The organism is Paucisalibacillus globulus, assembly GCF_900184735.1.
Lineage (GTDB): Bacteria > Bacillota > Bacilli > Bacillales > Amphibacillaceae > Ornithinibacillus > Ornithinibacillus globulus_B.
The window spans coordinates 308881-334594 of record NZ_LT855386.1 but is presented as its reverse complement, the minus strand read 5'-3'; the positions used below and the strand labels follow the sequence as shown (position 1 = coordinate 334594).

The window sequence follows — 25714 nt, the reverse complement described above, 5'->3', positions numbered from 1 at the left end:
AGGAGAATCCTTTATGAGTCAAGAACACTTACTTTTACCAATGAATAAACAGTTACTATCCTTCTTAAATGAAGCTATATTGTTTGTTGATAAAGGTGGAACTATCCTTGAGGGAAGTGATAAAGCTTTCGCTATATTAAACCTCGACTATGAAGAGGACAAATCTATCAATGATTGTTTAGATTTTCATTTATTATTGGAATCCACGACTTCTCATTTGTTAATGGAAATAAAAAAGGAAAAAGGTAAGTTATTAGAAGTTAAATCTCAAGTGTTGCAAGATAATTTATATTGTTTAATCATTAATGAGTTATCTATACGAAATAGAGCGGATGAGATAAAACGGTATATTAATCAAATTTCTAATAGTTCTGTGGAAGGAATCATTCTGTATGGAAAGACAGATATAATCGATTGTGATGAAACATTTGCAACGATGTTCGGTTATTCGAAGGAAGAATTAAAAGGAAAATCCATAGAGCAGTTAATTGACCCTAGAAGCTATAAGAAACTGGCAGATTATGAACATCTTGCATTAAATGGGCTACTTGAACTGAAAGGTGTACGGAAGGATGGTACCTTATTCTATATCGAGATGATAGAATATCCATATTACAAAAACGGTAAGATTATCAGAGCTGCAAGTGTCAAAGATGTAACCGAACGTATAGAAACAGAAAATAAAATCGAATATATGGCCTATTATGATGATTTGACTGACTTACCAAACCGTAACTTTTTTAATAAAGTTCTAAAAGAAGCAATTATACAGGCAAAAGAAACTGATGAACAGCTAGCGGTTTATTTTCTGGATATAGATTATTTTAAGGAAATAAATGATACTTTAGGATATTCTTTCGGGGATGAGTTGCTCCGGGCTTGTGCTAGTAGATTAAAAACATTCCAACAAATGGACACGTTTATTGCTAGAATGAGTGGGGATGAATTCTTAATTTTAAAACGGAATACAACCAAGGAAGGGTCAAAAAGTTTAGCAAAAGATATTATTTCTGAATTTGAAAGACCGATCAAGATACATGAATATGAAATATATACAACATTAAGTATCGGGATAAGCATTTACCCTGAGAATGGTACAACTGCCTCGGATCTAGTTAAACATGCAGATTCGGCAATGTATGTCATTAAAGGAAAACATAGAAATTATTATAATTTATTTGAATCATCTATATCTGAGAACTTTAAGTCTATGTTAACGATGGAAGCGGAGCTTAGGAAAGCTCTTAGGGAAAATCAATTTGAGCTTCATTATCAGCCCCAGAAGAATTTACGTAAAGATGAGGTTGTTGGATTAGAAGCATTAATACGATGGAATCATCCTGATAGAGGAGAGGTTGGTCCTACGGAGTTTATACCTTTGGCCGAAAAAACAGGACTTATTATTGATATTGGTGATTGGGTGTTATCAGAAGCCTGTAGACAGAATAAAGAATGGCAGGATAAAGGTCTTAAGCCATTAACTGTAAGTGTGAATTTATCTGCAAAACAGTTTTATCAGCCTAATTTAGTAGAAAAGGTAAAGCAAGTACTTGAGGAAACAGATCTTCATCCTAATTATCTAGAGTTAGAGATAACCGAAAGCATGGCAATGTCAAATGAAGAAGAGATTTTGGAGACTTTACATCAGTTACGTGAATTAGGTGTATTGGTTTCAATTGATGATTTTGGCACTGGATATTCATCTTTTAAGTATTTGAGTGTTTTTCCGATTACCAAACTAAAGATTGATAAAATGTTCTTAAATGAAAGTCAGAAGGAAAATCATGCTATTGTAAAATCAATTATTCACATGTCCCATTCTCTTAATATGAAAGTAATAGCAGAAGGTGTCGAGACAATAGAACAGTTAAAATTCCTTACTAGTGAAAAATGTGACGAGATGCAAGGATACTATTTTAGTAAACCATTACCAGCCACCCAGTTAACTAAATTCTTAGCTTAGGCTCATTATTAAACCATTTTTAAGAGGGGTTAGGCCCCAAACTTGATTAATGCTGGAATAGCTTATTACAAGTTTGGGGCCTGTTTATGTCATATTTTATTTATAATCTATACTAACAATCTTTAGTTGGTCGTTCTCAAATCCTATGATAAATTCATAAGTTATGTTTTCATGTAGTTGTTCCTCTTCATTAGGTTGATTCTTAACTAACGTAACATCTGCCTTTATAGAAGCATGGTTGTCTTCAACAATGGTGGTCGATTGGTGGTTATACTTAACATCTACAATCTGAATATATCCTTCACGAAAGGAGGAATATGATGTTTGTGTTTGAATCGAATCTCCTAATAATGAATAGGCAGCAACGTAATCTCTTATGATGATACTATCTAAGAAATATTCCATTACATATTCGGCGTCTTGTGTGAATTGTGTAGGGTCAATTGTATTTAATAAATCCTCCGTATTTGTAAAGTTAAGTTGACTATTCTGTGCTTCTTTTGACCAATTTTCAATCTCTTTAATCACGTCAATGATGGGAATACTGAATCCTATTGTACCATCCTCTGTTCCTACGGAGTTAATACCAATAACTTCACCAGTAGTACGATTTATTAGTGGGCCACCACTATTACCATGCGTTATGAGAGCAGAGATTTGATAGGCATTATTATAATCAAATCCATCTACAGTAAAGTTCCGTTCTGTACCAGAAATAATACCAAGGGTAACTGTATTTTGAAAACCATGTGGACTTCCAAGGGCAATTACCTCATCACCAATTTCTGCTAATGTATCTGTGTCAATTGATAATCCAGTTTCACCAGCAAGCTGTGGTACACGAAGGACAGCAATGTCAGTGTTGTCACCCATTCCAATCACAGCTGCAGGGTAGACACGTGCATTAGCTGTTCTGACATAGATGGTATCGGCATCTTGAACAACATGTGCATTAGTTATAATGTCGCCCTTTTCATTATATAGAAATCCTGATCCTGTTAGAGTTTGATTATTACTCTGTGCTTCAATTTGGACAACATTCTTTTCTGCTTCATGTACAATTGATTTCAAGTTTATTGTTTCATTTTCTGATTGTACTTTCTTAATCATAGGGTTGTTAACTACTAAATTAGTGCCTTGCCATTCAGAATAAAGGTATACTGAATAAGCAATTCCTAGAATAATAAGGATAATAGAAACAACAAAGGGTAATTTTCTATCCGTTTTTATCATAGCTTCACTCCATCAGATTACTTAATAGTTGGTGTACCAGGTAATCTTTTTGACTTTAATATCAATATTTTTTACATCTTGATTAATGTCAAAATGCGTAAATTCAAACTTCCCACTTTCCTTGGGATATAGAGTATCTGGGAAAACATAGACCTCGTTAGATAGGAATTCCGCATCATTTGTAAGTAAAGAATATTCTACTAAGATGGAGCTAACTGGTATGGTAGCAATACTCTTAACCTCACCTTTTACAACTAAATTACCTTGATCATCATTTTCAAGCTTAACAGAATCAACTTTAATGGCATCAGTCTCATTCATCTCACGCTCTTCTTCCGCTGTATCTATAGCTTGTTGAATTCGCTGCTGTTGAGTAATTTCAAAGGAGACTTTTTCCTTTTCAATAGTCGTCTGTAAACTGTGCAGCTTTTCAGAGTTAGGTGCATATTTTATTCCATCTTCAACAATCATTTGTGCATCACTGAAATGTTTTTCAGATAGTTGTTCACTAGCCTTGGTATATGTGAAATCAACTATTTGATTACGTATATTTTCTGTTATCTGCATGGCTTCAGGATTTTTAATAGAATCAGCCTCCCATAGTAATACCTTTAACTCATCAATTGATGGGTTCTCACTAAGTAAGCTTTTTAATTGTTCCACCTTAATGGTATTGCGACGAGTAACAATTTTATCTACCAATGCAGTTGCTGCAACACCATCAAAGTTCTTTAAAGAAGATTCCGCGTCATTAAGTAAGGTGAGTGCAGATTGGAAATTGCTATTTTCTAACTCGTTATTTGCTTTACTAAGTACCTCGTCAATTTCAAATGTCTTATTGATGAACTCAAGGGCAGCTTGTCCTTGAACAAAATTAGGTTTCTCATCAACCGCTTCTATAAAGTAGTCCTTTGCAGATTGATAATCTCCTTTTTCTAGGCTTTTTTCACCGAGTTCGTAGTACTTTTTTGCTTGGTCTGTCTGGTTTTGTAAGAAATTATTAAAAAAGTTAATCCCAAGCAATACGACAACTAATGATACTAGAGGAATAAACCAATATTTATTAAATCGTTTCTTTTTGGTTGAACGTAGATGAATATCATTAGGAAGCTTCTCTCCACATTGTACGCAGAAAGTTTCCTCTTCCTTAACGATAGAACCGCAGTATGGACAGTGTAACAAGTAATCACCAACTTCCATTATTTATGCCTAGGAAAACATGAGTGTTATTCCTTCTATAATTCCCAAGTTTAGCTCGCACTTCTACTTATACTTGTTCGATTTTTTTCGTCAATATTTTTACTTATATCTTAACATATTTCTCTTTATTTAGGGATTAGATATGATATGATATAAAAGGTTAGACTTATTTAGCAGACAGGAATTTATATCATATTCCCTTCTGCATACTTATTGGCTATGGCATTCACTGAATCATAGCTCTCTATAAATAGTAAAATTATACATATAATAGGTTTAGGAGGTGTCACATCATGGGAATGGAGACAATATTCGGTATACTATGTTTTGTAATCCTTATCTATTTCATAGGCAGTCTAATTTGGGATAATGAAAAATAATAATACCAAGCAACTGACTTGTCATAATTTAACAATCTTAACAATTTGAAAAGGTTGTCTTTATGGATGATCTATCCAAAAGACAACCTTATGCATGTTGATTAATCTGATACTATTTATCTCGTTTTAGCTACTTCACTAAATGGATAAAATACAAATTCAGACTTGCCAATAATTTCATCCTCCATGATAAAGCCCAAACCATTTCTAGAATCCTTACTTATGGATCGGTTATCCCCCATAACGAAGTATCTGCCTTCCGGAATGGTAATCGGACCAAAGCTGCCCGTATGATTTTTCGCATCCTCAGTTAAAAACGTTTGATCATGAAGCTCATCATTAATATAGAGTTTATGATTTCTAATCTCAATCGTCTCACCGGGTAGGCCAATAACACGTTTTACGTAATTTTTTTCTGGCCGATGGATAATGACAATATCTCCTCTATCAGGTTCGTCAACCATGTAAACAAATTTATTAAATATAACACGCTCTCCATCTTGAAGAGTAGGGTCCATACTATCTCCTTCAACAATGGAAGTTGCGAATATAAAGGTTCGTAATAAAAATGCTAGAATGATGGCAATAACAATTGCCTTACCCCATTCTACCCATTCATTTTTTTGTTTTACTTCGGCCAAAGAAGACATTCCTTTCTTCGTAAATAGTTCATTGTTGTATTCTATTATATAGTTATTATAACAAGAATAAGAGAAAATAAGTGTGAAAATGTACATAAAAGGAAAAGACAAAAATAATTGTCATCCCAGTTGTTCAATATTGATGTCATATGCTAAAGTAATAGAAATAGTAAAGGAGGTATTGTAATTTATATATGTACGATACTGACAAGCTCCTAAAAGAGATAGAGACATTAAGAAAAACAATGAGTTCCGTAGCTTTAAAACAAGGAATTACTAGTTTAGAGTCCATTGCACTTAGTCAAGAATTAGATCGTTTATTAAATATGTATGAAGAACTAAAAAAAGAACAAAAGTCATTTAGATAGTAGAGAAAAGATAAATCAAAAATAACTGTCATATAGACAATAGGGGGATATATTCTATATATCCCTGCTATTGCTTCATTTATTCATGTGCTTTATTAAATAGTTCTCTAATCGATTAAGTCCCTCTTCTAGTGTGGACTGATTGTAGGCATAAGATAACCTCATATAACCTTCACCGTATACAGAAAAACTTCCACCTGGTACTAATGCTACTTTTGCTTTCTTTACCAAATCTAATCCTAATTCAAATGAGGACATCTCGGATGTTGGGAATTTAGGAAAGAGATAAAATGCCCCGTTAGGATTATTTACTGAAAGTCCCATCTGAATGAGTCTCTTGAATACATAGTCTCTACGGGTAAGGTAGACATCTTTCATCTCAAGTGGGTCATCTAAACCATTTGTCAAAGCTTCTAGAGCAGCGTATTGACTAATGGACGAGGCACACGATACATTGTACTGATGAACTTTTAACATATGTTTAGTTAACCATTTCGGGGCAAGGACATAACCAATTCTAAATCCAGTCATAGAATGTGACTTAGATAACCCATTTACCACGATTGTTTGGTCTTGTACTTCTGAAAAGCTGGCTATACTAACATGTTGAATATCGTATACTAATTGACTATAGATTTCATCTGCTAGTATGAATATATTTTTATCTTTTAATACTGAGATAAGTTCTTTTAGTTCATTTTCTGTAAATGATGCACCAGTAGGATTGGAAGGGTAGGGGAGAACGACACATTTTGTTTTTGGTGTAATGGCGTTCTCCAATATGTCCTTGGTCAACTTAAAATCGTGTTTTGTTGTATCAATATGAACCGGGTTTGCTCCAGCAAGCTTGATAAGAGGTTCATAGCCCGGATATATAGGTGCAGGTAGGATAACTTCATCCCCTGGGTTTAATATGGTACGAAAAACTATATCGATTCCTTGGGAAGCTCCTGTTGTAACAATAATTTCATCCTCAGGATGGAAGCTCACATTGTAATTGTTACCGTAAAAATCCGCGATCGCTTTTCTTAGTTCGATAATCCCAGCATTATTTGTGTACGTTGTTTGATTCTTTAATAATGCAGCCGTGGTTGCTTGTTTAATATGGTCAGGTGTATAGAAATCTGGTTGACCAATTGTTAGAGATATTACATTTTTCTCACCGGATACCATATTAAAGAATTTTCTTATACCAGAAATCTCGATTTTATTCACTTGATGGTTTAATAGTTTCTCCATATTCGTACCTCCAGGATGCTAGATAATTACTTTACTTTTTCCTTGAAAATCTTTTTTTTGCTTTGTTTGCATGAAAATAACAGCTCCGATTATTAGTGACATACCTATCATTTGTACAAAGGTAAATGCTTCTTGAAATATAAAAATTCCTATTAGAGTAGCTACTACTGGTTCAATAGTTGTTAAAATGGAGGCTTTGGATGCCTCTGTTTTATTTAAACCATATGTATAGACAATATAAGCAATTGCCGTTGGAAATAGTCCAAGTCCAAAGACATAAAAAAGAACTTCAGGTTCGATTAATAGTTGTATTTTCTCTTGGAATGGAAAAAAGGGAATTAGTGTTACCGAAGCAATAATAAAAGTAAAGGTAGTAATACTTAAACTAGAATACTTCTTTAAAGCATATTTACTAAAGATACTATATAAAGCATAACCAACACCAGAACCAATTCCAAAGAGAATGCTTGCCATTGGAACTGAAATCAGATTTAAAGGCAGAAGTCCGACGACTAAGCATGTTCCTAGAAGGGTTCCCATTAAAGCAATAAGTTTCTGTTTTGTAAAGGATTCCTTAAACAAAAAATAAGAGAAGATAGTGACAAATGCAGGACCAGTATATAGTAAAGCTGTTGCAACCGGTATGGTTGATAATTCAATTGCAGTAAACATACAGTAATTGAAAAATATAATACTAAATATTCCTGTTCCAATGAAGTATTTCAGATCCTTTAGGGATTGTAAGTACAATGTCTTTGGTGATTTAAAAACTAAATAAATCATTAAAAGGAGAGCAGTTGACGCTGCTCTTAACGTAACAACCTCCATAGGAGTAAAACCATATGTATACAAGTTTTTTACAAACCAACCAATCGTACCCCATAATGCTGCACCAAGCATGATGAAGAATACCGCTTTGTTCAAATTCATTACCACCTCTCAAGGAACCAACTTTAAGCCAATTATAGCAAATTTATAGAAAAATAAGTTAAAACTAGCTCTAATCGTATAGTTTTCACTAAAATAGTTTAGAATGATGGGTAGGTAAGGAAGGTGTGAATTGCATGGACAAAGACTTTGTTGACTGGATTAAACTATCCCATTTACAGTCATTAGGAATACCAAAAGAGGTGTTTTTTACAGCTGTAATATTTCTAGGTATTGTAGGGTGCTATTTTATGATTCGTCCGATTACATATATCCTGATATCAATTAAATCGGAAAGGCTTTTAAACTATCTGCTAAGTGGGCTTGCTTTTATTGTTATTTTTTTCTTGGTTGTACTTATGGTCGGAGAAGTAGAGTTGTTAACGTATCAATTATTTAAGGTTTCATTGCAAGCATTAGCTATATTTGGCCTTTTTTTGTGTATGATACATGTTATAAAATCATTATGGTTACGAAGAAATAAGGTATGAAAAATGTCTCAGTTGGGTGTTATCCCTTCTGAGACATTTATTATCGAAAAGTTTTACGTGGGGGCCATTCCATTTTCCCGAGTGATGATGGTGTGAAATAAGAAGATGAATATTGCCTAGGTTTATTAGGTTTCTTATTTACTGGCTTCCAATCAATATATTGATAGATTATCTTCTTTGCTTGAGATAATGACATTTTCGTTTGGGGATTACGAAAATTTTGATCAAGTTCTCCTAAATGTTTTAGATTCTGGAAGTCTTCCTTTGAGGGAGGGATATGAAAATAATAGTCATCTACCTGGACTAAGAGGGTAGAATGCTGATTACTTAATTTAGGATGCTGAGAGAAGTGCAGTCCAATCTTCTTAGCACGCTTTTCTTTTAATAATCGGTTAATGGATTCCTTCTTAATAAAGTAAAGGTGCTGTGGTTCTGGTGCAGTTTTTGCATGTCTGTTTACTGTATAGATTGCTCTTGCTAAGTCAGGTAGGGAAACAGTATTATTATTTGTCATTGTTATACCTCCTTTCGTAGTTTGTATTAATAGTAACTTAAAGCTTGTCCACTTTCAAACAATAATTATAAAAGATACCATCAGAAGGGGAATAGGTACACTTTTACTAGATCTATTTTACTTGCATAGTTGATAGAAAGTGTGCGGTAACTAAGGATCTTGGATAGAGCAACATACCCGCTACGGAAATACACTCCGCTTTCCGCGGGCGGCTGGTGAGCCTCCTCGTGCTAAAGCATTGGGGGTCTCACCGATGCCTATCCTCCCGCAGGACAAGGAACGCTACGAAAGCTATACATCGCACGCAGAAAAAGTGATTTTCTTTTTCAAGGAGTCTCCGTGTATTTCCTTCGCTGAGATAGAGTAAATAGAAATATTGGTGCTCAATTGCTGGCAATACATGCTAATTACTATCTTTAATTAAAAAACTAAACTAGCGCAGGCAGAATACGTAGACTCCTCGAAAATAAAGAACAATTTTCTTCGTGCGATGATTACGCTGACGAAGCATTCCTTGTCCTGCGGGAATAGCACGTGTCCGAAGACCCCTAGAGAGGCGAACTTTCCTCGAGGAGGCTGAGGCCGGGCCCGCGGCAAGGTAGACACTGCGACGGTCTTTTCGAGCAGATGTCGCCCCTGTGCTGACAGTAAAAGCGGAGTATTCTGCCGGAGCGGTGTCGTACAGCTATACCCAATAACTAATTCTGTTGTAATTAAACTAGTTACCGCACAGTTTCTAATCAATCGTGTAATAAGAATCACTGGATAAGGAAATGAAAAAATCCGAACTAATGGAATTCTAACTGAGGAATTCTGTATTATAGTTCGGATTTTTGTTTGATTGATATCACTTTGTGTCAATCACTATTGCATATCTTCAATGAAGGCAACCATTTCCTTTATTTGTTCGTCAGTAAGTGTGAATCCGTTAAAATGTTTTATGGCATTACCTTCAGGACTGACAATAGATAGTTGTACCCCGTGCATAAAGGAATCATCCATTTTCTCTACTGGAATTTTAAATGACTTCACAGCAAACTCTTTTATTGCGTCAAAGTCATAGCCGGTCAAGAAAGTCCAATTATCTTTTTCAAAATCAATTCCTCGTACTTCACCATATTCCTTTAATACTTCTGGAGAATCAACTTCTGGATCAATACTGAAGGAAACAAACTCTACATCTTCAATACCTTCTTCTTTTAAAGCTCGGTCTATTTTCTGTTTAGAATAAGTCATCTGTGGGCACTCAGTTTCACATGTAGTATAGATGAAGTCGGCAATCCAAATCTTTCCTTCGAGTTCACTTTTACTAAATTGTTCACCATTTTGATTCGTAAATGTGAAATCTGCTATGGGGTAAGAATAATCACCTTCATATTTTGGACCGCATGCAGAAAGTAGTAGTATAACTCCTGTTATCACCATAATAAGAAATTGTCTTTTCATAATAGTCCTCCGTTATGTAAATTCATTAGCTGATGGGTAGAATCTGTCATATGTCATAATCCTCCTCAGCTAGTATGTGTTTCTTTTCTAACCTATCTTATCATTTAACACCTGTCAAAACTATGGATAATCTGTTACAACTTAAGGTAAGTATCATAGATTGCAGGTTCTTAGTTGGATGGAGGGGTTAATCTTGTCATAATAAGAGGAAGCCTATTAAGGCTTCCTCAGTCTAATAATAACCTTTTCCATAGCCCTGATTGTATGGATTTCCATAACCATAATTATATCCATAATCATATGGAACAGGAACTGGATAAGGGTATGGTGCTGGATATCCATAATATGGGTTGAATGCGTTATATAATAGTGGTCCAGCTACTAATCCAGTCAAAAATGGGACAATCGGAAAAATTCTTTCATCTGTTTGGTTATAACCATTGTAATAACCTTGGATTTGTTGATTATTCATTTAACTCTCCCTTTCTACACCAACTTACTATCAATGTATGCGGGCGAATGTACATGGGAGCATGTTTAAGGTTTATTTAAGGTAAAGACCGTTATTTCTGGTTTACAGAAAAAGCGATAGGGTAATCTAGTAGTTCCAATACCTCTACTTACAAATAGTTTAAAATCACTAGAATCAAATGTATAATTACCCTCTACATATTTCTCAGCATAAATAGGGGTGTATAGATGTCCTAGAAATGGTAGTCGTACTTGTCCTCCATGACTATGACCAGATAGTTGGACGTTTACAGGGTGTTTTTTTGCTATATCTGCAAAGTCTGGTTCGTGAGAAAGAAGTATGGTAAAAAGTTCAGGATTTGTATGTTGTAGTGCTTCGGTCAAATTGGGCGACCCAAGAATGACATCATCAATCCCTGCCAAAATGATACGGTCCACATCTTTTTCAATAACTTGATGACTATTCTGTAGTAAATTAAAATTAGCCTTTTCCATAACGTCTCGGACAATTTCTGTACCATAGCCTCCATGATCATGGTTTCCGTAGATCCAATACTTTCCATAATATGCTTTCAAGTCATGTAATAGTTGTGTTAGTTTTGGACTCCAATCATATTTATTAGGTTCATCTACTAAATCACCTGTGAAGACAATTATATCGGGATTTAATGCATTAATTTTTGTTATTAAATCATGAAATTGTGTTAAGGTATATTGAAATCCAATATGTGTATCAGAAAATTGAACTATTTTAAATCCATCAAATGATGCTGGTATCTTTGTTGAGACTATAGATTCCGATTGGATTGTTAGTAATCCAGGTTCAATATTCCTTGCATAATAATAAGTACCACCTGTTAATCCAAATAAGGTAATAGTACTGCCTATTAATTTTTTTAAGAATGATCTTCTATTCATCATGTCACCTTCGTGAACTTTAATGTTAATAAATTATAGCATACATACCTTTATAGTACATTATGATAGAGAAAAGAATAACATGTTTTTTGACTTTTTCAATAAATAGAAATAGTATGATTGTATAGTGGTGATAGGAGGATAATTATATGGGAAATGAAACGGTTATTGTAACTGGTAGTTCCAGTGGTATGGGGAAATATATGGCTAAAAAATTTGCAGAAGAAGGATTAAATGTAGTGTTAACCGGTAGGACAGAAGAAAAGCTAATTGCTGTAAAGAATGAATTAATTGAAACAGCAAGAGGAGATCTTCATATTGTCCCAATGGATGTACGAAAGCCTGAAGATGTTGAGCGGATGGTTTCTGAAACGGTGAATCGTTTTGGAAGAATAGATCATTTAGTAAATAATGCAGCCGGAAACTTCATCTGTTTTGCTGAAGATTTATCTGTAAATGGGTGGAAATCTGTTATAGATATTGTTCTAAACGGAACATTTTACTGTTCAAGTGAAGTCGGTCGTTATTGGATTAAAGAAAATATTCAAGGATCTATTCTTAATATGGTTGCAACATATGCATGGAATGCTGGAGCAGGGGTTATTCACTCATCGGCAGCAAAGGCTGGTGTCTTAAATATGACAAGAACACTTGCTGTAGAATGGGGAACAAAGTATGGCATTCGGGTAAATGCTATTGCTCCAGGGCCGATAGAAAGAACTGGTGGGGCTGAAAAGCTATTTCTATCGGAAGAAGCCGCAAAGAGAACGTTAGAATCTGTTCCACTTGGAAGATTAGGGAAACCTGAAGAAATAGCTGAATTAGCTTATTTCTTGTTGTCAGATAAAGCAGCTTACATAAACGGGGAAGTTGTCACGATGGATGGTGGTCAGTGGTTAAATAAATTCCCATTTTAATTTTAAATAAAAGGCTTGGATTTTTGTAGTATCCAAGCCCTTTTAGCTTAATTACAGTGGTTGCATGTATAGATTGATATGTTTTTACCTTCTATTTGAAGGGTACAGTGATTGATGTTGAATGAGTTTCTTAATATTTCACTACCTTTAGTAATCAATTCATCTCTATCAATACCATCTTCAACAACTATATGGCAGCTTAACATCGGTAATTCTGATGTTATAGACCAAATATGCAGGTCGTGAACATTGATAACTCCTTTGATTTTTTTCAGTTCTGTAAGAATGTCATTAGGTTGAATATTATTTGGCTTCCCCTCCATTAACACATGAAGAGAATCTTTCGTTACCCTATAGCCAGAGATAGTAATCAGTATTGCGACAAGAATACTAGCAATGGGATCAGCTATATACCATCCAAACGCCATGATTAAAAGCCCAGCTATAATAGCACCGACAGAGCCTAATAAATCCCCAATTACATGTAATAAAGCACTTCTTATATTTAAGTTATCTTTTGAGTCACCCTTCATCAAAAGTAATGCGACACCAATATTAACTAGGAGTCCTAGGATAGCGATAAAAATCATACTAGAGTCCACCATTTGGGGCTCAACAAAACGAGTTATTGCTTCATAGAATATATAAAGAGATATAATGATTAATGTTACACCATTAATAAATGCAGCAATAATTTCAAATCGTTTATAACCAAATGTTTTTTCCTTTGTTGCTTTCCGTTCTCCAATTTTAAAGGCAAGGAGACTTAAGCCCAATGCAGCAGCATCACTTAACATATGCCCAGCATCTGAAATTAAAGCCAAACTATTCGTAAGAAATCCGCCAATTGCCTCTACAATCATAAACGTAAAAATAGCAATAAAACTTATCATTAATACACGTTTATTTGCGGAATGATGATGATGGCCATGGCTATGATGGTCATGATTATGGTGATGATGACTCCCCATCTATAACCCTCCAATCGTATGTTTTGAATGATCAATAGTTTGTTCTAACAAATTCATTACATGATAATCATCAATAGAGTAAAAATACATGTTTTTATCACGCCTGTTTTTTACTAATCTTAGCTGTTTTAGGTATTTTAATTGATGGGAGATAGTTGATTGCTGCATTTCTAATTCATTCGCTATCTCATTAACAGAACACTCCTTATGAAATAACAAATGTAATATTCGAATTCTTGTTGGATCAGACAATGCTTTAAAGGTTTGTGAGATGTTTTCAACTAGTTCATTTTCAAGTGGTAGATAAGCCATGTTATTTTTTCACCTCTCTTATAATATGAGCATATGCTCATATTATAGAAGATGTTACTTTTATTTTCAATTATTTAAGTGGTATGTCGTACATGCTAAAATCGGTGTAAGTATGATACACTAAGATTAGAGAGTGAAAAGTTCTAAAAGTAACTAAAAAAGAAAGCCCCTTCATCTAGAGTTTGTATCTAAGAGTCTTATAGAAAAGGAGCGGGTATTATGAGTTTATTACAAGATAGGGAATTAACATCACTTACCATCGCTGATATGATGATTCCCTCTGAAAAAGTTGCCCATGTTCAAGTAAATAACCCATTGGAGCATGCCCTTTTAGTATTAGTTAAATCAGGATATTCAGCAGTTCCAGTGTTGGATTCTACGTATAAGTTAGAAGGTACAGTTGGGAAAACTAAAATTCTGAATGAAATCTTAGGTCTAGAACGATTTGAAATAGATCGTCTATCCGAATTACAGGTTAAAGAAGTAATGGTAACAGATATACCAAAGTTATTAAAAGAAGATACATTAATTGATGGTCTGAAGGCATTGATAAATTATCCATTTGTATGTGTGGTAGATGAAGAAGGATATTTTGATGGTATCCTCACAAGAAGGGCTATACTGAAAGAAATAAGAAAAGATATCTATTCGGGAAAAAACAAACCAACTAGGTAACGAAACATCCACTGCACTATGTGTAGTGGATTCTTTATTGTCTAACTTTTTCATTGCCCAATTTCAATCACCATGTTAAAGTGAAAATTATAAAAATTAGGAGGTGGCTGCACCATGAAAATGATGGACGCCAATGAAATTATTAATTTTATATCCAATAGCACAAAAAGTACACCTGTTAAAGTATATATAAAAGGAGAAAATTTACATACATTATCCTATGGAAAGATTCAATCTTTTGTAGAGCAAAATAGTGGAGTGTTATTTGGTGAATGGAAAGAGATATCTAGTTTTCTTGAAGATAATAAAACGGTAATTTCAGATTATGTGGTTGAAAATGACCGCCGGAATTCAGCTATCCCATTATTAGATCTGAAAAATATTAATGCTAGAATTGAACCAGGTGCTGTAATTCGTGACCAAGTTGAAATTGGTGACGGAGTGGTAATTATGATGGGAGCTATGATTAACATAGGTGCTGTGATTGGTGAGGGTACCATGATTGACATGAATGCAGTATTAGGTGGACGTGCAACTGTTGGGAAGAACTGTCATATTGGTGCAGGTACCGTATTAGCTGGGGTTATTGAACCACCATCTGCTAAGCCTGTTGTAGTCGAAGATGATGTAGTAATTGGTGCAAATGTCGTTGTGCTAGAAGGTGTAACAATCGGAAAAGGTGCAGTTGTAGCTGGAGGTGCAGTTGTTACAAAAGATGTCGCACCTAATACGTTAGTTGCAGGAACACCAGCAAAAGTGCTTAAAGAAATTGATGAGGGAACTAAAGCAAAAACAGAAATCAAACAAGAGCTTCGTAAATTAGATAATTGAAGCTGGTGACAACCTATGGACTTTAAAACACTTAAGCAAATCCGACGAGACTTACATCAAATTCCAGAACTAGGATTTAAGGAATATAAAACTCAAGAATATCTCCTGAGAAGAATCAATGAGATGTTATCAGAACGAGTTGAAATTCAAACATGGAGAACGGGAATCCTTGTAAAGGTAAAGGGTACAAATCCCAAACAAACTATAGGGTATCGAGCTGATATAGACGGACTTCCTATTAAAGAGGAAACAGGATTCGATTATTCCTCTAAACATGTCGAGAATATGCATGCCTGTGGTCATGATTTTCATATGACTATTGCTTTAGGAGCATTAAAATATATTATCGACAATCCAATTCAGGATAATGTCGTATTTGTTTTTCAACCGGCGGAAGAGGGGCCAGGTGGTGCTCTTCCAATGCTACAATCACAGGCATTTAAGAAATGGAAGCCGGATTGTATTTTTGCATTGCATATTGCACCAGAATATCCGGTTGGAACTGTTTCCAGTAAATCTGGTTTATTATTTGCTAATACAAGTGAACTGTTTATCGATTTTAAAGGAAAAGGTGGCCATGCTGCATATCCCCATCTAACGAAAGATATGACAGTAGCGGCTGGCAGTTTTATTTCAACTATTCAGTCGATTGTATCACGTGGGCTAGATCCACTTGATAGTGCCGTTGTCACCATTGGGAAAATGACTAGTGGTCATGTTCAAAATGTAATTGCTGAAACAGCTAGATTAGAAGGAACAATACGTACTTTAAATCCAACTGTAATTGATACAATTAAGAAAAAAATAGAGACAATAGCACGTGGATATGAAGAGAGTTTTGATTGTGAAATAAAATTGGATTATGGCTCAAATTATTACCAGGTGTTCAATGACTCGACTTATGTTGGTTTATTTAAACAAACAATAAACTCAATGGACATCCAGTATGTAGAAGCAAAGGAAGCCATGACAGGAGAAGATTTTGGCTTTATGTTAAAAGAGATACCTGGCTTCATGTTTTGGCTAGGAGTTAATTCTGAATATGGATTGCACCATGCTAAGATTAATCCAAAAGAAGAGGCATTGCCAGTAGGAGTCCGTGCAGTAGTTAAGGTTTTACAAACATTATCTAATAATGTTGCTTAAGTCGCATATCTTCCTTACTTTCGGTCAAACTATACATGTAAATTGTATACCTAGAGGAGTGATATGATGGCAAGAATCGGGGTAGAAGAGTCCCTTACAGATGTAAAAGAAGCATTAATGGCAATGGGGCATGAGGTCATTGAATTGAAATCAGAAGCAGACACTGCTCACTGTGATTGTTGTGTGATTTCCGGATTGGATAAAGATGTCATGGGAATGGCAGACACAAGTATTGCTGGTCCAGTTATCAGTGCAAGTGGTCAAAATGCGGAAGAAATTGCACAAATGGTTAATGAGAAACTAAGTTAATGTTAAAGAGGCTTCTCCATTGAGAGAAGCCTCTTTATATTTAGTTTAATAAAAATAAAAAATATTTTTTAAAAATTAAGCAAAAGTTATGGTAATTTATTTCGGAAACCGTTATATTAGTAGTTACGTGTTATAGAAATTTCAACATTGGGGAGGAAAAAAGGGTGGATACATTTAGGAAGCTTAAAGAATTTTATTGGCCGTATCGGAAGTACTTTTTCTGGTCACTGTTCTTCTTGTTCTTTGTAACGGTCATAACAGTTGTCTATCCAATTATCTTACAGATAACAATCGATGATGTGGTAGGTGGAGAGAGATATGATTTAATACCATGGATCTCATCAATCTTCGTAATTCTGATGTTAATCAAAGGGATTGCAACTTTTTTTCATCAATACTTAGGGGAACGTTTTGGAGTTGCTACTGTTTATAAATTACGTGATGCACTTTATAAAAAACTTCAAATTCTATCTTTTAAATATTATGATAACGCTAAAACAGGGGATATTATGTCCCGTCTAACATCTGATGTGGAAGGATTCCGCTTTTTTCTATCATTTGGATTTGCGGAATTAATTCGTATCCTTTTACTGATTACGATTAGTTTAAGTGTCATGTTTTATTATTCTGTACCGTTAACACTTGTAACGATGGCAGCCATGCCATTTCTAATTATTGTCGTTATGAAGTTTGAGAAGGTAGCACATCCGGCATTCCGTGGTATACGTAAATCCTTTGGAAAACTAAATACCAGGGTTCAAGAAAATATAAGTGGGATGCAAACGGTTAAATCATTATCGAGAGAGGACTTCGAAATTGGTAGATTCTCTAATAGTAATGATGATTACCGCCAGAACTATATTAGTACCTCTTTACTGTGGGCAAAGTTTTTCCCATTAATGGAGTTTATCGGTAATGTCTGTGCGGTTGCTTTACTTGCCTTTGGTGGTTACCTCGTAATAGATGGGGATCTTGCATTAGGTGAGTTAATGGCTTTCTTCAGTTTAGTTTGGTATATTATGGGGCCACTAATGAACGTTGGTTATGTTATTAATATGTTCTCACAAGCTAAAGCATCTGGGGAACGTTTAAGAGAAATCTTAGAGGAACATGAAGATATTGTTATAAAAGAAAACCCTGTGAAAAAACCTATTAAAGGTCACGTGACATTTAAAGATGTCACATTAACGTATACAAAAGATGATGATTCTGCCTTAAAGAATATTAATTTTGATGCACCACCCGGTAAGACTATTGGTTTAATAGGGGCAACAGGATCAGGTAAAACTAGTATTACCCAATTAATTACACGTTTTTATGAGCCAGAAAGTGGCGAGGTATTAATAGATGGAAGAGATGTAAAAGAGTATGATTTAAAAACATTAAGAAATCATATAGGTTTTGTATTACAAGAATCTTTCTTGTTCTCAACTTCTATTAAGGAAAATATTGCTTATGGTAATCCGGATGCAACGGATGAGCAAATTATGGAAGCTGCAAAAAGAGCTCAAGCACATGATTTTATCATGGAAATGCCTAAAGGCTATGATACCTTACTAGGAGAAAGAGGTATGGGGCTTTCCGGAGGGCAAAAACAGCGTATCGCCATTGCTCGTGCTATTTGCGTTGACCCTAGTATTCTAGTATTGGACGATGCAACAAGTGCTGTAGATATGGAAACAGAATTCCAAATTCAAAAAGCTTTAAAAGAAGTAATGAAAGGGAGAACATCGTTTATTATCGCCCATAGAATCTCTTCTTTAAAGCATGCAGATGAAATATTAGTATTAGAGAACGGAAAAGTAGTCGAACGTGGAACACATGATGAATTGCTTCGTAAAGAGGATGGAGCATATAAAAGAATATATGACATTCAATATCAAGATCATGATGTAATCATGAATTCTGTGAATTAAAGGGGGGGGACTTAATTGGCTACCAAAGAAGAAAAAAATAGAGATAAACGGCATTTAAAACGTTTTTATTATACTGTCGACCAAGCAATTGAAAAACCCTTTAACTGGAAACAAATATGGCGTTTACTAGTCTATTTAAAGCCTTATACAAAGACGTATTTACTAGGTGCAATAATTGCAATGATCGTATCTACTGCCGTAAGATTAGCAATTCCTATTCTAATTGGTAAGGCTGCTTTTGACATTGCTATAGCAAATAAAGATACAACTTTATTATTCTATCTTGTTATCACCATCGGAGTTCTTTATTTAATCAGTTATATAGCCAATTATTTACGAATTAAATGGGTTAACTTACTTGGGCAAAATGTTATTTATGATTTACGACAACATTTATTCACCCATGTACAAGGATTATCGAATAACTTCTTTGATTCTAGATCAGCTGGATCGATCTTAGTTAGAATAATGAATGATACGAATTCACTTCAGGACCTATTCTCAAATGGTATCATCAACCTACTGATGGATATTGCAACATTGCTAGGTATCGTAACGATACTCTTTACATTAAGTCCGAAATTAGCTATTGCTGTATTGGTAATTCTACCGTTAATGTTCTATATTTCGACAGTCCTTAGAAGAAAGATTAGACGGACTTGGCAAGAGGTACGTATTCAACAATCTCGAATGAATTCCCACTTGAACGAGAGTATTCAAGGAATCCGTATTACTCAATCTTTTACTCAGGAAAAAGAAAATACAGAGTTCTTTGATGGCTTAAATACGGATAACTACAATGCATGGATTAATGCAACGAAGAAGAGTGCCATGTTCCGACCATTTGTTGAGATGAGTAATGCCATTGGTACGGTAATTCTAATCGCTTACGGGGCACATTTAATTATTTTAGGAGAACCTAATGGTGGAATCGATCTTGGAACTTTTATTGCATTTGCATTCTTCCTAGGAATGTTCTGGGACCCAATCTCACGTTTAGGACAAATGTATAATCAGCTACTAGTAGCTATGGCATCATCTGAACGTATTTTTGAGTACTTAGATGAGAAACCGAACGTTGATGAAGTAGAGAATCCTTATGAATTTAAAGAAATGAAGGGCCATATTGAGTTTGATAAAGTTCAATTTTCTTATGATCATGATCGAATTGCTCTTCATGAAATATCACTCGAGATGAAGCCTGGTCAAACCATTGCTTTAGTCGGTCATACCGGAAGTGGTAAATCAACGATTGCAAACTTAATTAGTCGCTTCTATGATCCAACGAAAGGCCAAGTGAAGATTGATGGTCACAATCTAAGGGAAGCATCACTTAAGAGTTTACGTCAGCATATTAGTGTCGTGCTTCAGGATACGTTTATCTTTTCGGGTACTATCATGGAGAATATTCGCTTTGGACGTCCGGATGCTAGTGATGAAGAGGTCATTGAAGCTGCAAAAACAGTAGGTGCAGATGACTTTATCTCTCGTTTAGCTAAAGGCTACGAAACAGAAGTAGAGGAAAGAGGTAATATTCTTTCTGCAGGGGAGAGACAATTATTATCCTTTGCTCGAGCGTTACTTGCGAATCCAAGTATTATTATTTTGGATGAAGCAACAGCAAGTATTGATACAGAAACAGAATTAAAGATTCAAGGAGCTCTACGTAGACTACTGAAAGGTAGAACTTCTATCATCATTGCACACAGGCTTTCTACTATTAGAGAAGCAGATAATATCTATGTTTTAGAACATGGTAAAATATTAGAAAATGGTAGTCACGATGAGTTAATGAAATCTAAAGGTGAATATTATGAATTAGTACGTTCACAGTTTCAGATGCTTGATGCAATATAAAAATGACGAAGAAGCAAATCCCAAAGGAATTGCTTCTTTTTCTTTGAATTGTTAAAGTATAAATTAAGCACGTATTGTCAGGGAGGAACTGCTATGAGAAAAGAGTTTGCAGTGATTGGTTTAGGTCGATTTGGGGGAAGCATTTGCCAGGAATTAAATCTAGAAGGTATGGAAGTATTGGCGATTGATCGTGATGAGGAAAGAGTTAATCAATATAAACATATTGCCTCTCATGCTGTAATAGCTGATTCTACAGACGAAACGACACTAAAAGAATTAGGAATAAAAAATATAGATCATGTAATTGTTGCAATCGGAGACAACATCCAAGCGAGTATCTTAACTACGGTTGTGCTAGTTGAATTAGGAGTTAAGAGAATTACGGTGAAGGCCCAAAATGATTATCATGCTAAGATTTTACATAAGATTGGTGCACATCAAGTGGTGCATCCTGAAAGAGATATGGGGCGTAGAATAGCACACAGCATTATTTCAAACAATATTGTAGATTATTTAGAACTTTCAGATGACCATAGTATAGTCGAAGTCAAGGCAGGGAAAAAGATGGTAGGTAAGTCAATTATTGAACTTGATATCCGTGCTAAGTATGGATGTACGGTAGTAGCGATCAAGCAGGGAACTAATATTAATGTTTCGCCAACACCAGACGATATCTTAACAAAAGAAGATATCCTAGTAGTGGTAGGGGCAGACAAAGATATTGCAAGATTTGAACGACAATTAGTGATAGATGATTAATTTAGACTATATAAAAAAGGCAAAAAGGAAGTTTCTCCTTAATCAGAGAAACTTCCTATTTAATTTAAACTTCCATTATTATTGGTAAGACCATTGGACGACGTTTTGTTTTTTCATAAAGGAATGGAGCAATAGTATCAGTAATTTCATTTTTGATTTCAGACCATTGTGTTGTTTTTCTTTCCATTACTTTATTTAAATGGGATGCTACAAGTTTTTGAGCTTCATTAATCATATCCTCTGATTCTCGCATATATACAAATCCGCGAGAAATAATATCAGGACCAGCAGCAATCTTGAATTCCTTCATGTTTATGCTTACTACAACGATAACAAGTCCTTCTTCAGATAGGATACGTCGATCACGTAGGACAATGTTTCCAATATCGCCGATACCACTTCCGTCTACAAATACATTACCAGAAGGGATTTTTCCAGCGACTTGTGCGCTATCTTTACTTAAGGCAAGTACATCTCCATTATCCATCACAAAAGAATTTTCTAATTCGACGCCACACATTTCTGCAAGTTTTGTGTGTTCCACTAACATTCGATATTCACCGTGAATTGGCATGAAGAACTTCGGATTCATCAATCGAAGCATTAACTTTTGTTCTTCTTGACTACCATGTCCAGAAGTATGAATGTTATTTAATTTACCATGGATAACATCTGCACCTGCACGGTATAACATGTTTATTATTTTGCTAACACTAAGTGTATTTCCTGGGATTGGTGAGGAAGAGAACACTACAGTGTCACCTGGGATAATTTGAATTTGCCTATGAGTACCGTTAGCAATACGCGATAATGCAGCCATTGCTTCACCTTGTGACCCAGTACATAGAATAGTTACTTCATTTGCTGGTAAACGGTTTATTTCATTTGCTTCAATGAAAGTACCTTTAGGAGCTTGAATATAACCTAATTCTTGTCCTAGGTTAATTGCGGACTCCATACTCCGTCCAAATACAGCAACTTTACGATTATGTTTAACGGCTGCCTCTACCATTTGTTGTAGTCGATAGATATTGGAAGCAAAAGTAGCAAAGATAATTCTTCCATCAACACGACTGAATATTTCACTTATATTTTGGCCAACAACTTTCTCGGACAGTGTGAAACCTGGAACCTCACTGTTTGTACTATCCGATAGAAGGCATAGTACTCCTTCTTTTCCTATTTCTGCCATTTTTGTTATGTTAGCTGGATCCCCAACTGGAGTGAAGTCGAATTTGAAATCACCAGTATGAACAATATTACCTGGTGGTGTTTTTACGACAATACCATATGAGTCTGGAATACTATGTGTGGTACGGAAAAAGCTTACGGATGTTTTACGGAATTTTATGACATCATCTTCTTGAATGGGATTTAATTTTGCATTTCTTAATAGTCCATGTTCTTCTAGTTTGTTTCTAATTAATCCAAGTGCTAGCTTACCTGCGTAAATTGGTACGTTAATTTCACGCAGCAAATATGGAATTCCACCAATATGGTCTTCGTGACCATGAGTTACAATTAAACCTTTAATTTTATCTTGATTTTGTACAAGATACGTATAATCTGGAATAACATAATCGATCCCAAGTAATTCGTCTTCAGGGAATTTAATACCAGCATCTATTAAGATAATTTCATCTTGAAATTGAACTGCATACGTATTTTTTCCTATTTCACCTAGTCCACCTAATGCAAATACCGCTGCTTGATCATTTTTTACAAATTTCATAAGTTAGATTGTCTCCAATTGAAATTCTTCTGACTTCTTTTCGTACTCTAGATGGGCTTCGTTAAGTGGCTGGATAAATTCAATATTTAGTTCTCGGTCTTTTAGTTTTAGTCTTACATCTTTTTCAGATTCAGCTTCTACGTAAAGGCTTTTAGAACGTTCTCGTATCGGTGCTTCATACGATGATTCTTGATAAATTACTTTAAATATCATACTATCTCTCCTGTCTCTCTCTAAAACATTTAATTTCCATTCAAAGAAATCATAAAAAGAAAAGCTAATAAGTTACAAATATTGATGCTAAGCTTTTTATGTAGTCCATTCCGTATTGATTAGTTAGTGCTCGTAGTAAATTTAGATACAATTTTAATTCAATGATAGTCATCCGGTCTATCATACATAAGTACTAATTCCACATTTATTCCATTTAATCCTAAAACTTAACAAAAAAGACAGGTTATACTGTTGTTAGATAAATCATTATCGGTAGATTGGCGTATCATTATACCCTGTCTTCACTTCTTCTTTATTCTTTAAAAGTTGTCGGTACACGTCCCCGGCCTAAAAAATCTTTCCAACGCTTCTTTAGCTTTTCTTTTAGGCGACGTAACATAAGGACATACACTCCTTTCTAAAAGATTAAAGAAAAGCAATATAAAAAAACTTCTACCGTCCAATCCCTCTTATCTATAGTATAGTATGGATTTGAAAATATTGAAATAAAAATCATTTATTTACTATAAAATTTATTTTAAAGAGAAACCCAAAGAAGGTTAGTTAGATACTAAGGTCCAGTATGCTTATTCATATTTTTCTCGTTATTATCTTTTCTATGCATTGATAAAACAAAAGGGTTTGACACAAAGAATGTGTCAAACCCATCTTTTAATCTATAGATTTTGAGTTTTCCGGAATATCAAATGGATTATCCTTATTAATATGATCATAAAACATGACACCGTTCAAATGGTCGATTTCATGTTGGAAAACAATTGCAGCGTAATCTTTTAATCTAAGTTTGATTGGATTACCTTCAAGGTCAGTGGCTTTTACTGTGATTCGTGCATATCTTGGGACAAAACCCTCCACATTACGATCAACTGATAAACAGCCTTCACCAGTAGTGAGGTAGGCTTTTTCAACTGAATGGCTGACTATTTTCGGATTAATCAATCCATAACTATATAGTTTGCCATTGGTATCCTCGAAATGTACAGCTACCATCCTTTTTTCGATGCCTAATTGTGGTGCAGCGATACCAACACCAGGTCTGAGATTGTATTTAGCACATACTTTTTCGTCTTGACTATTCTTTAAAAACTCCAGCATATCTTGTAATAATGAAATCTCTTCCTCTGAGGGAGGTAGAGATACTTCATGGGCAACTTTGCGAAGTGAAGGATGACCCTCACGAACTACATCTTCCATTGTTAGCATATGTCTCACTCCATTTCATTCTTATCATGATTCTTTTTAATTTATCATATTATAATCATTAAAATAGTTTATCATATTTTACTAGTTAAAGGCATATTTTTAGTATAGACATGCTCCATAATTAGTGACCTCATCTGAATAATTTTGTGATATACTAAGTATCAGTTCAGAATAAACCAAGACATCGTAGCATTGTAAGAGGAGGACTTATTAACGTGAAGTTTAAACATGTAATCGGTATATTTACTATAGGAATGGTATTATTGTTATCTGGTTGTGGTGATAGTCCAGAAACGCAAATATATAACCATTTAGAAGCTGCTGTTCAATTAGAAGAAGATTTTCAAAAACAGCAAGATGATATTACCAAGCTCGAGCAAGAGGAACAAGAGTTATATAAAGAAATAATTGAACTTGGCATAGAAGAGATGGAACAAATTCAGGAACTTACAAGTAAAGCGATTGCTTCTATAGAAGGACGGTCGGAGAAAATTAAGTCCGAGAAAGAAAGCTTAGACGCATCACGTGAAGAATTTGAAAAGTCAAAGGCACTAATTGAAGAAATAAAAGATGAAGAAGTTAAAAATAAAGCTTTATCCATGTATGAGGCAATGGTCAAACGTTTCGAAGCTTATGAAACACTTCATAAAACATATAATGAATCGTTAACATTAGAAAAAGAATTATATAATAAATTCCTTCAGGAGGATCTTGAGGAAGAAGATTTACAGGCTCACATTGAAAAAGTTAATTTGAAATATCAAGAGGTAATTGAAGCAAATAAAACATTCAATGACTTCACATTAGAATATAACGAATTGAAAAAAAGCTTTTATGAAGCAGCGGAAATAAAGGTCACCTATATAGAGAATAATTAATTTTGGATACTCATCGATAAATCGATGAGTATTTTTTTGTTCACTAATCTTATTTTGCAGCTAATTGATACAGAATGTATGTGAAACTATAACAGATATTATGCAATTATACGTAATTACCTACGAGATGATAGGTTGTACTAGTAAAAATAGAAAAACATAAATCAAAGTAGTTGACCGAAT

General features: G+C 34.6%; 26 protein-coding genes. 12 read left to right on the top strand and 14 right to left on the bottom strand.

Going from position 1 to position 25714, the window contains the following annotated elements; all coding sequences use genetic code 11:
• The first annotated feature begins 13 nt into the window (after positions 1-13).
• A complete protein-coding gene (locus BN999_RS03785; protein ID WP_096270058.1) occupies positions 14-1963 on the top strand; it encodes a sensor domain-containing protein in 1950 nt (649 codons plus the stop codon).
• Positions 1964-2059: 96 nt separating this feature from the next.
• On the opposite strand, the gene BN999_RS03780 is transcribed toward BN999_RS03785, so the two are convergent.
• From BN999_RS03780 to lepB, 3 genes are all read right to left on the bottom strand, one after another.
• Positions 2060-3196 carry a S1C family serine protease gene (locus BN999_RS03780; protein ID WP_096270057.1) on the bottom strand — a complete coding sequence of 379 codons (1137 nt, stop codon included), beginning with the start codon at positions 3194-3196 and terminating at the stop codon, positions 2060-2062.
• Between the two features lie 21 nt (positions 3197-3217).
• On the bottom strand, positions 3218-4396 hold the full coding sequence (locus BN999_RS03775; protein ID WP_255247392.1) for a zinc ribbon domain-containing protein: 1179 nt from the start codon (positions 4394-4396) through the stop codon (positions 3218-3220).
• Positions 4397-4892: 496 nt separating this feature from the next.
• Positions 4893-5417, bottom strand: a complete 525-nt coding sequence (gene lepB, locus BN999_RS03770) for a signal peptidase I (protein WP_096270056.1) — start codon at positions 5415-5417, stop codon at positions 4893-4895.
• A 194-nt stretch (positions 5418-5611) separates the two neighbouring features.
• Here lepB and BN999_RS03765 point away from each other — a divergent pair, with 194 nt between their 5' ends.
• Positions 5612-5785: an aspartyl-phosphate phosphatase Spo0E family protein gene (locus BN999_RS03765; RefSeq protein ID WP_096270055.1), complete on the top strand. Its 174-nt coding sequence runs from the start codon at positions 5612-5614 to the stop codon at positions 5783-5785.
• Between the two features lie 75 nt (positions 5786-5860).
• Here BN999_RS03765 and BN999_RS03760 read toward each other — a convergent pair whose 3' ends face one another.
• Positions 5861-7024 (bottom strand): aminotransferase A, encoded by a 1164-nt coding sequence (locus BN999_RS03760; RefSeq protein ID WP_096270054.1) that lies wholly within the window; start codon positions 7022-7024, stop codon positions 5861-5863.
• Positions 7025-7042: 18 nt separating this feature from the next.
• Complete coding sequence (locus tag BN999_RS03755; RefSeq protein WP_373453620.1) at positions 7043-7954, bottom strand: DMT family transporter; 912 nt, start codon at positions 7952-7954, stop codon at positions 7043-7045.
• A 134-nt stretch (positions 7955-8088) separates the two neighbouring features.
• Between BN999_RS03755 and BN999_RS03750 the strand changes: the two genes are divergently transcribed.
• Entirely contained in the window at positions 8089-8442 is a 354-nt protein-coding gene (locus tag BN999_RS03750; protein WP_096270052.1) for a hypothetical protein, read from the top strand.
• 40 nt (positions 8443-8482) lie between these two features.
• On the opposite strand, the gene BN999_RS03745 is transcribed toward BN999_RS03750, so the two are convergent.
• From BN999_RS03745 to BN999_RS03730, 4 genes are all read right to left on the bottom strand, one after another.
• Positions 8483-8956: a YkyB family protein gene (locus tag BN999_RS03745; protein ID WP_096270051.1), complete on the bottom strand. Its 474-nt coding sequence runs from the start codon at positions 8954-8956 to the stop codon at positions 8483-8485.
• An 864-nt stretch (positions 8957-9820) separates the two neighbouring features.
• Entirely contained in the window at positions 9821-10402 is a 582-nt protein-coding gene (locus tag BN999_RS03740) for an SCO family protein (protein ID WP_096270050.1), read from the bottom strand.
• Between the two features lie 232 nt (positions 10403-10634).
• On the bottom strand, positions 10635-10874 hold the full coding sequence (locus BN999_RS03735; protein ID WP_096270049.1) for a penicillin-binding protein: 240 nt from the start codon (positions 10872-10874) through the stop codon (positions 10635-10637).
• A 65-nt stretch (positions 10875-10939) separates the two neighbouring features.
• On the bottom strand, positions 10940-11791 hold the full coding sequence (locus BN999_RS03730; RefSeq protein WP_096270048.1) for a metallophosphoesterase: 852 nt from the start codon (positions 11789-11791) through the stop codon (positions 10940-10942).
• A gap of 149 nt (positions 11792-11940) precedes the next feature.
• Here BN999_RS03730 and fadH point away from each other — a divergent pair, with 149 nt between their 5' ends.
• Complete coding sequence (gene fadH / locus BN999_RS03725; RefSeq protein WP_096270047.1) at positions 11941-12708, top strand: 2,4-dienoyl-CoA reductase; 768 nt, start codon at positions 11941-11943, stop codon at positions 12706-12708.
• 47 nt (positions 12709-12755) lie between these two features.
• Here the strand turns inward: fadH and BN999_RS03720 are convergent, their stop codons facing one another.
• Entirely contained in the window at positions 12756-13679 is a 924-nt protein-coding gene (locus tag BN999_RS03720) for a cation diffusion facilitator family transporter (protein WP_096270046.1), read from the bottom strand.
• Positions 13680-13991 carry an ArsR/SmtB family transcription factor gene (locus BN999_RS03715; RefSeq protein ID WP_096270045.1) on the bottom strand — a complete coding sequence of 104 codons (312 nt, stop codon included), beginning with the start codon at positions 13989-13991 and terminating at the stop codon, positions 13680-13682.
• A gap of 219 nt (positions 13992-14210) precedes the next feature.
• Here BN999_RS03715 and cbpB point away from each other — a divergent pair, with 219 nt between their 5' ends.
• The 7 genes from cbpB (at position 14211) to BN999_RS03680 (ending at position 21484) form a co-directional block, all read left to right on the top strand.
• Positions 14211-14666, top strand: a complete 456-nt coding sequence (gene cbpB, locus BN999_RS03710) for a cyclic-di-AMP-binding protein CbpB (protein WP_096270044.1) — start codon at positions 14211-14213, stop codon at positions 14664-14666.
• Between the two features lie 114 nt (positions 14667-14780).
• The gene (gene dapD, locus BN999_RS03705) at positions 14781-15497 is read left to right on the top strand and encodes a 2,3,4,5-tetrahydropyridine-2,6-dicarboxylate N-acetyltransferase (RefSeq protein ID WP_096270043.1); all 717 of its coding nucleotides are present in this window, start codon (positions 14781-14783) and stop codon (positions 15495-15497) included.
• 15 nt (positions 15498-15512) lie between these two features.
• A complete protein-coding gene (locus tag BN999_RS03700; RefSeq protein ID WP_096270042.1) occupies positions 15513-16643 on the top strand; it encodes an N-acetyldiaminopimelate deacetylase in 1131 nt (376 codons plus the stop codon).
• Positions 16644-16709: 66 nt separating this feature from the next.
• Entirely contained in the window at positions 16710-16952 is a 243-nt protein-coding gene (locus tag BN999_RS03695) for a YkuS family protein (RefSeq protein ID WP_096270041.1), read from the top strand.
• Between the two features lie 164 nt (positions 16953-17116).
• Complete coding sequence (locus tag BN999_RS03690) at positions 17117-18868, top strand: ABC transporter ATP-binding protein (protein WP_096270040.1); 1752 nt, start codon at positions 17117-17119, stop codon at positions 18866-18868.
• A gap of 15 nt (positions 18869-18883) precedes the next feature.
• Positions 18884-20725, top strand: a complete 1842-nt coding sequence (locus tag BN999_RS03685) for an ABC transporter ATP-binding protein (protein WP_096270039.1) — start codon at positions 18884-18886, stop codon at positions 20723-20725.
• Between the two features lie 93 nt (positions 20726-20818).
• Positions 20819-21484, top strand: coding sequence for a potassium channel family protein (locus BN999_RS03680; RefSeq protein WP_096270038.1), 666 nt, complete (start codon positions 20819-20821; stop codon positions 21482-21484).
• Positions 21485-21548: 64 nt separating this feature from the next.
• Here BN999_RS03680 and rnjA read toward each other — a convergent pair whose 3' ends face one another.
• The 3 genes from rnjA to def form a co-directional block, all read right to left on the bottom strand.
• Complete coding sequence (rnjA, locus tag BN999_RS03675; RefSeq protein ID WP_096270037.1) at positions 21549-23216, bottom strand: ribonuclease J1; 1668 nt, start codon at positions 23214-23216, stop codon at positions 21549-21551.
• Between the two features lie 3 nt (positions 23217-23219).
• Complete coding sequence (locus tag BN999_RS03670; protein WP_096270036.1) at positions 23220-23429, bottom strand: DNA-dependent RNA polymerase subunit epsilon; 210 nt, start codon at positions 23427-23429, stop codon at positions 23220-23222.
• 672 nt (positions 23430-24101) lie between these two features.
• Positions 24102-24653, bottom strand: a complete 552-nt coding sequence (def, locus tag BN999_RS03665) for a peptide deformylase (protein WP_096270035.1) — start codon at positions 24651-24653, stop codon at positions 24102-24104.
• A 215-nt stretch (positions 24654-24868) separates the two neighbouring features.
• On the opposite strand from def, the gene BN999_RS03660 reads away from it, so the two are divergent.
• Positions 24869-25531 (top strand): YkyA family protein, encoded by a 663-nt coding sequence (locus BN999_RS03660; RefSeq protein ID WP_255247391.1) that lies wholly within the window; start codon positions 24869-24871, stop codon positions 25529-25531.
• Positions 25532-25714: the final 183 nt, after the last annotated feature.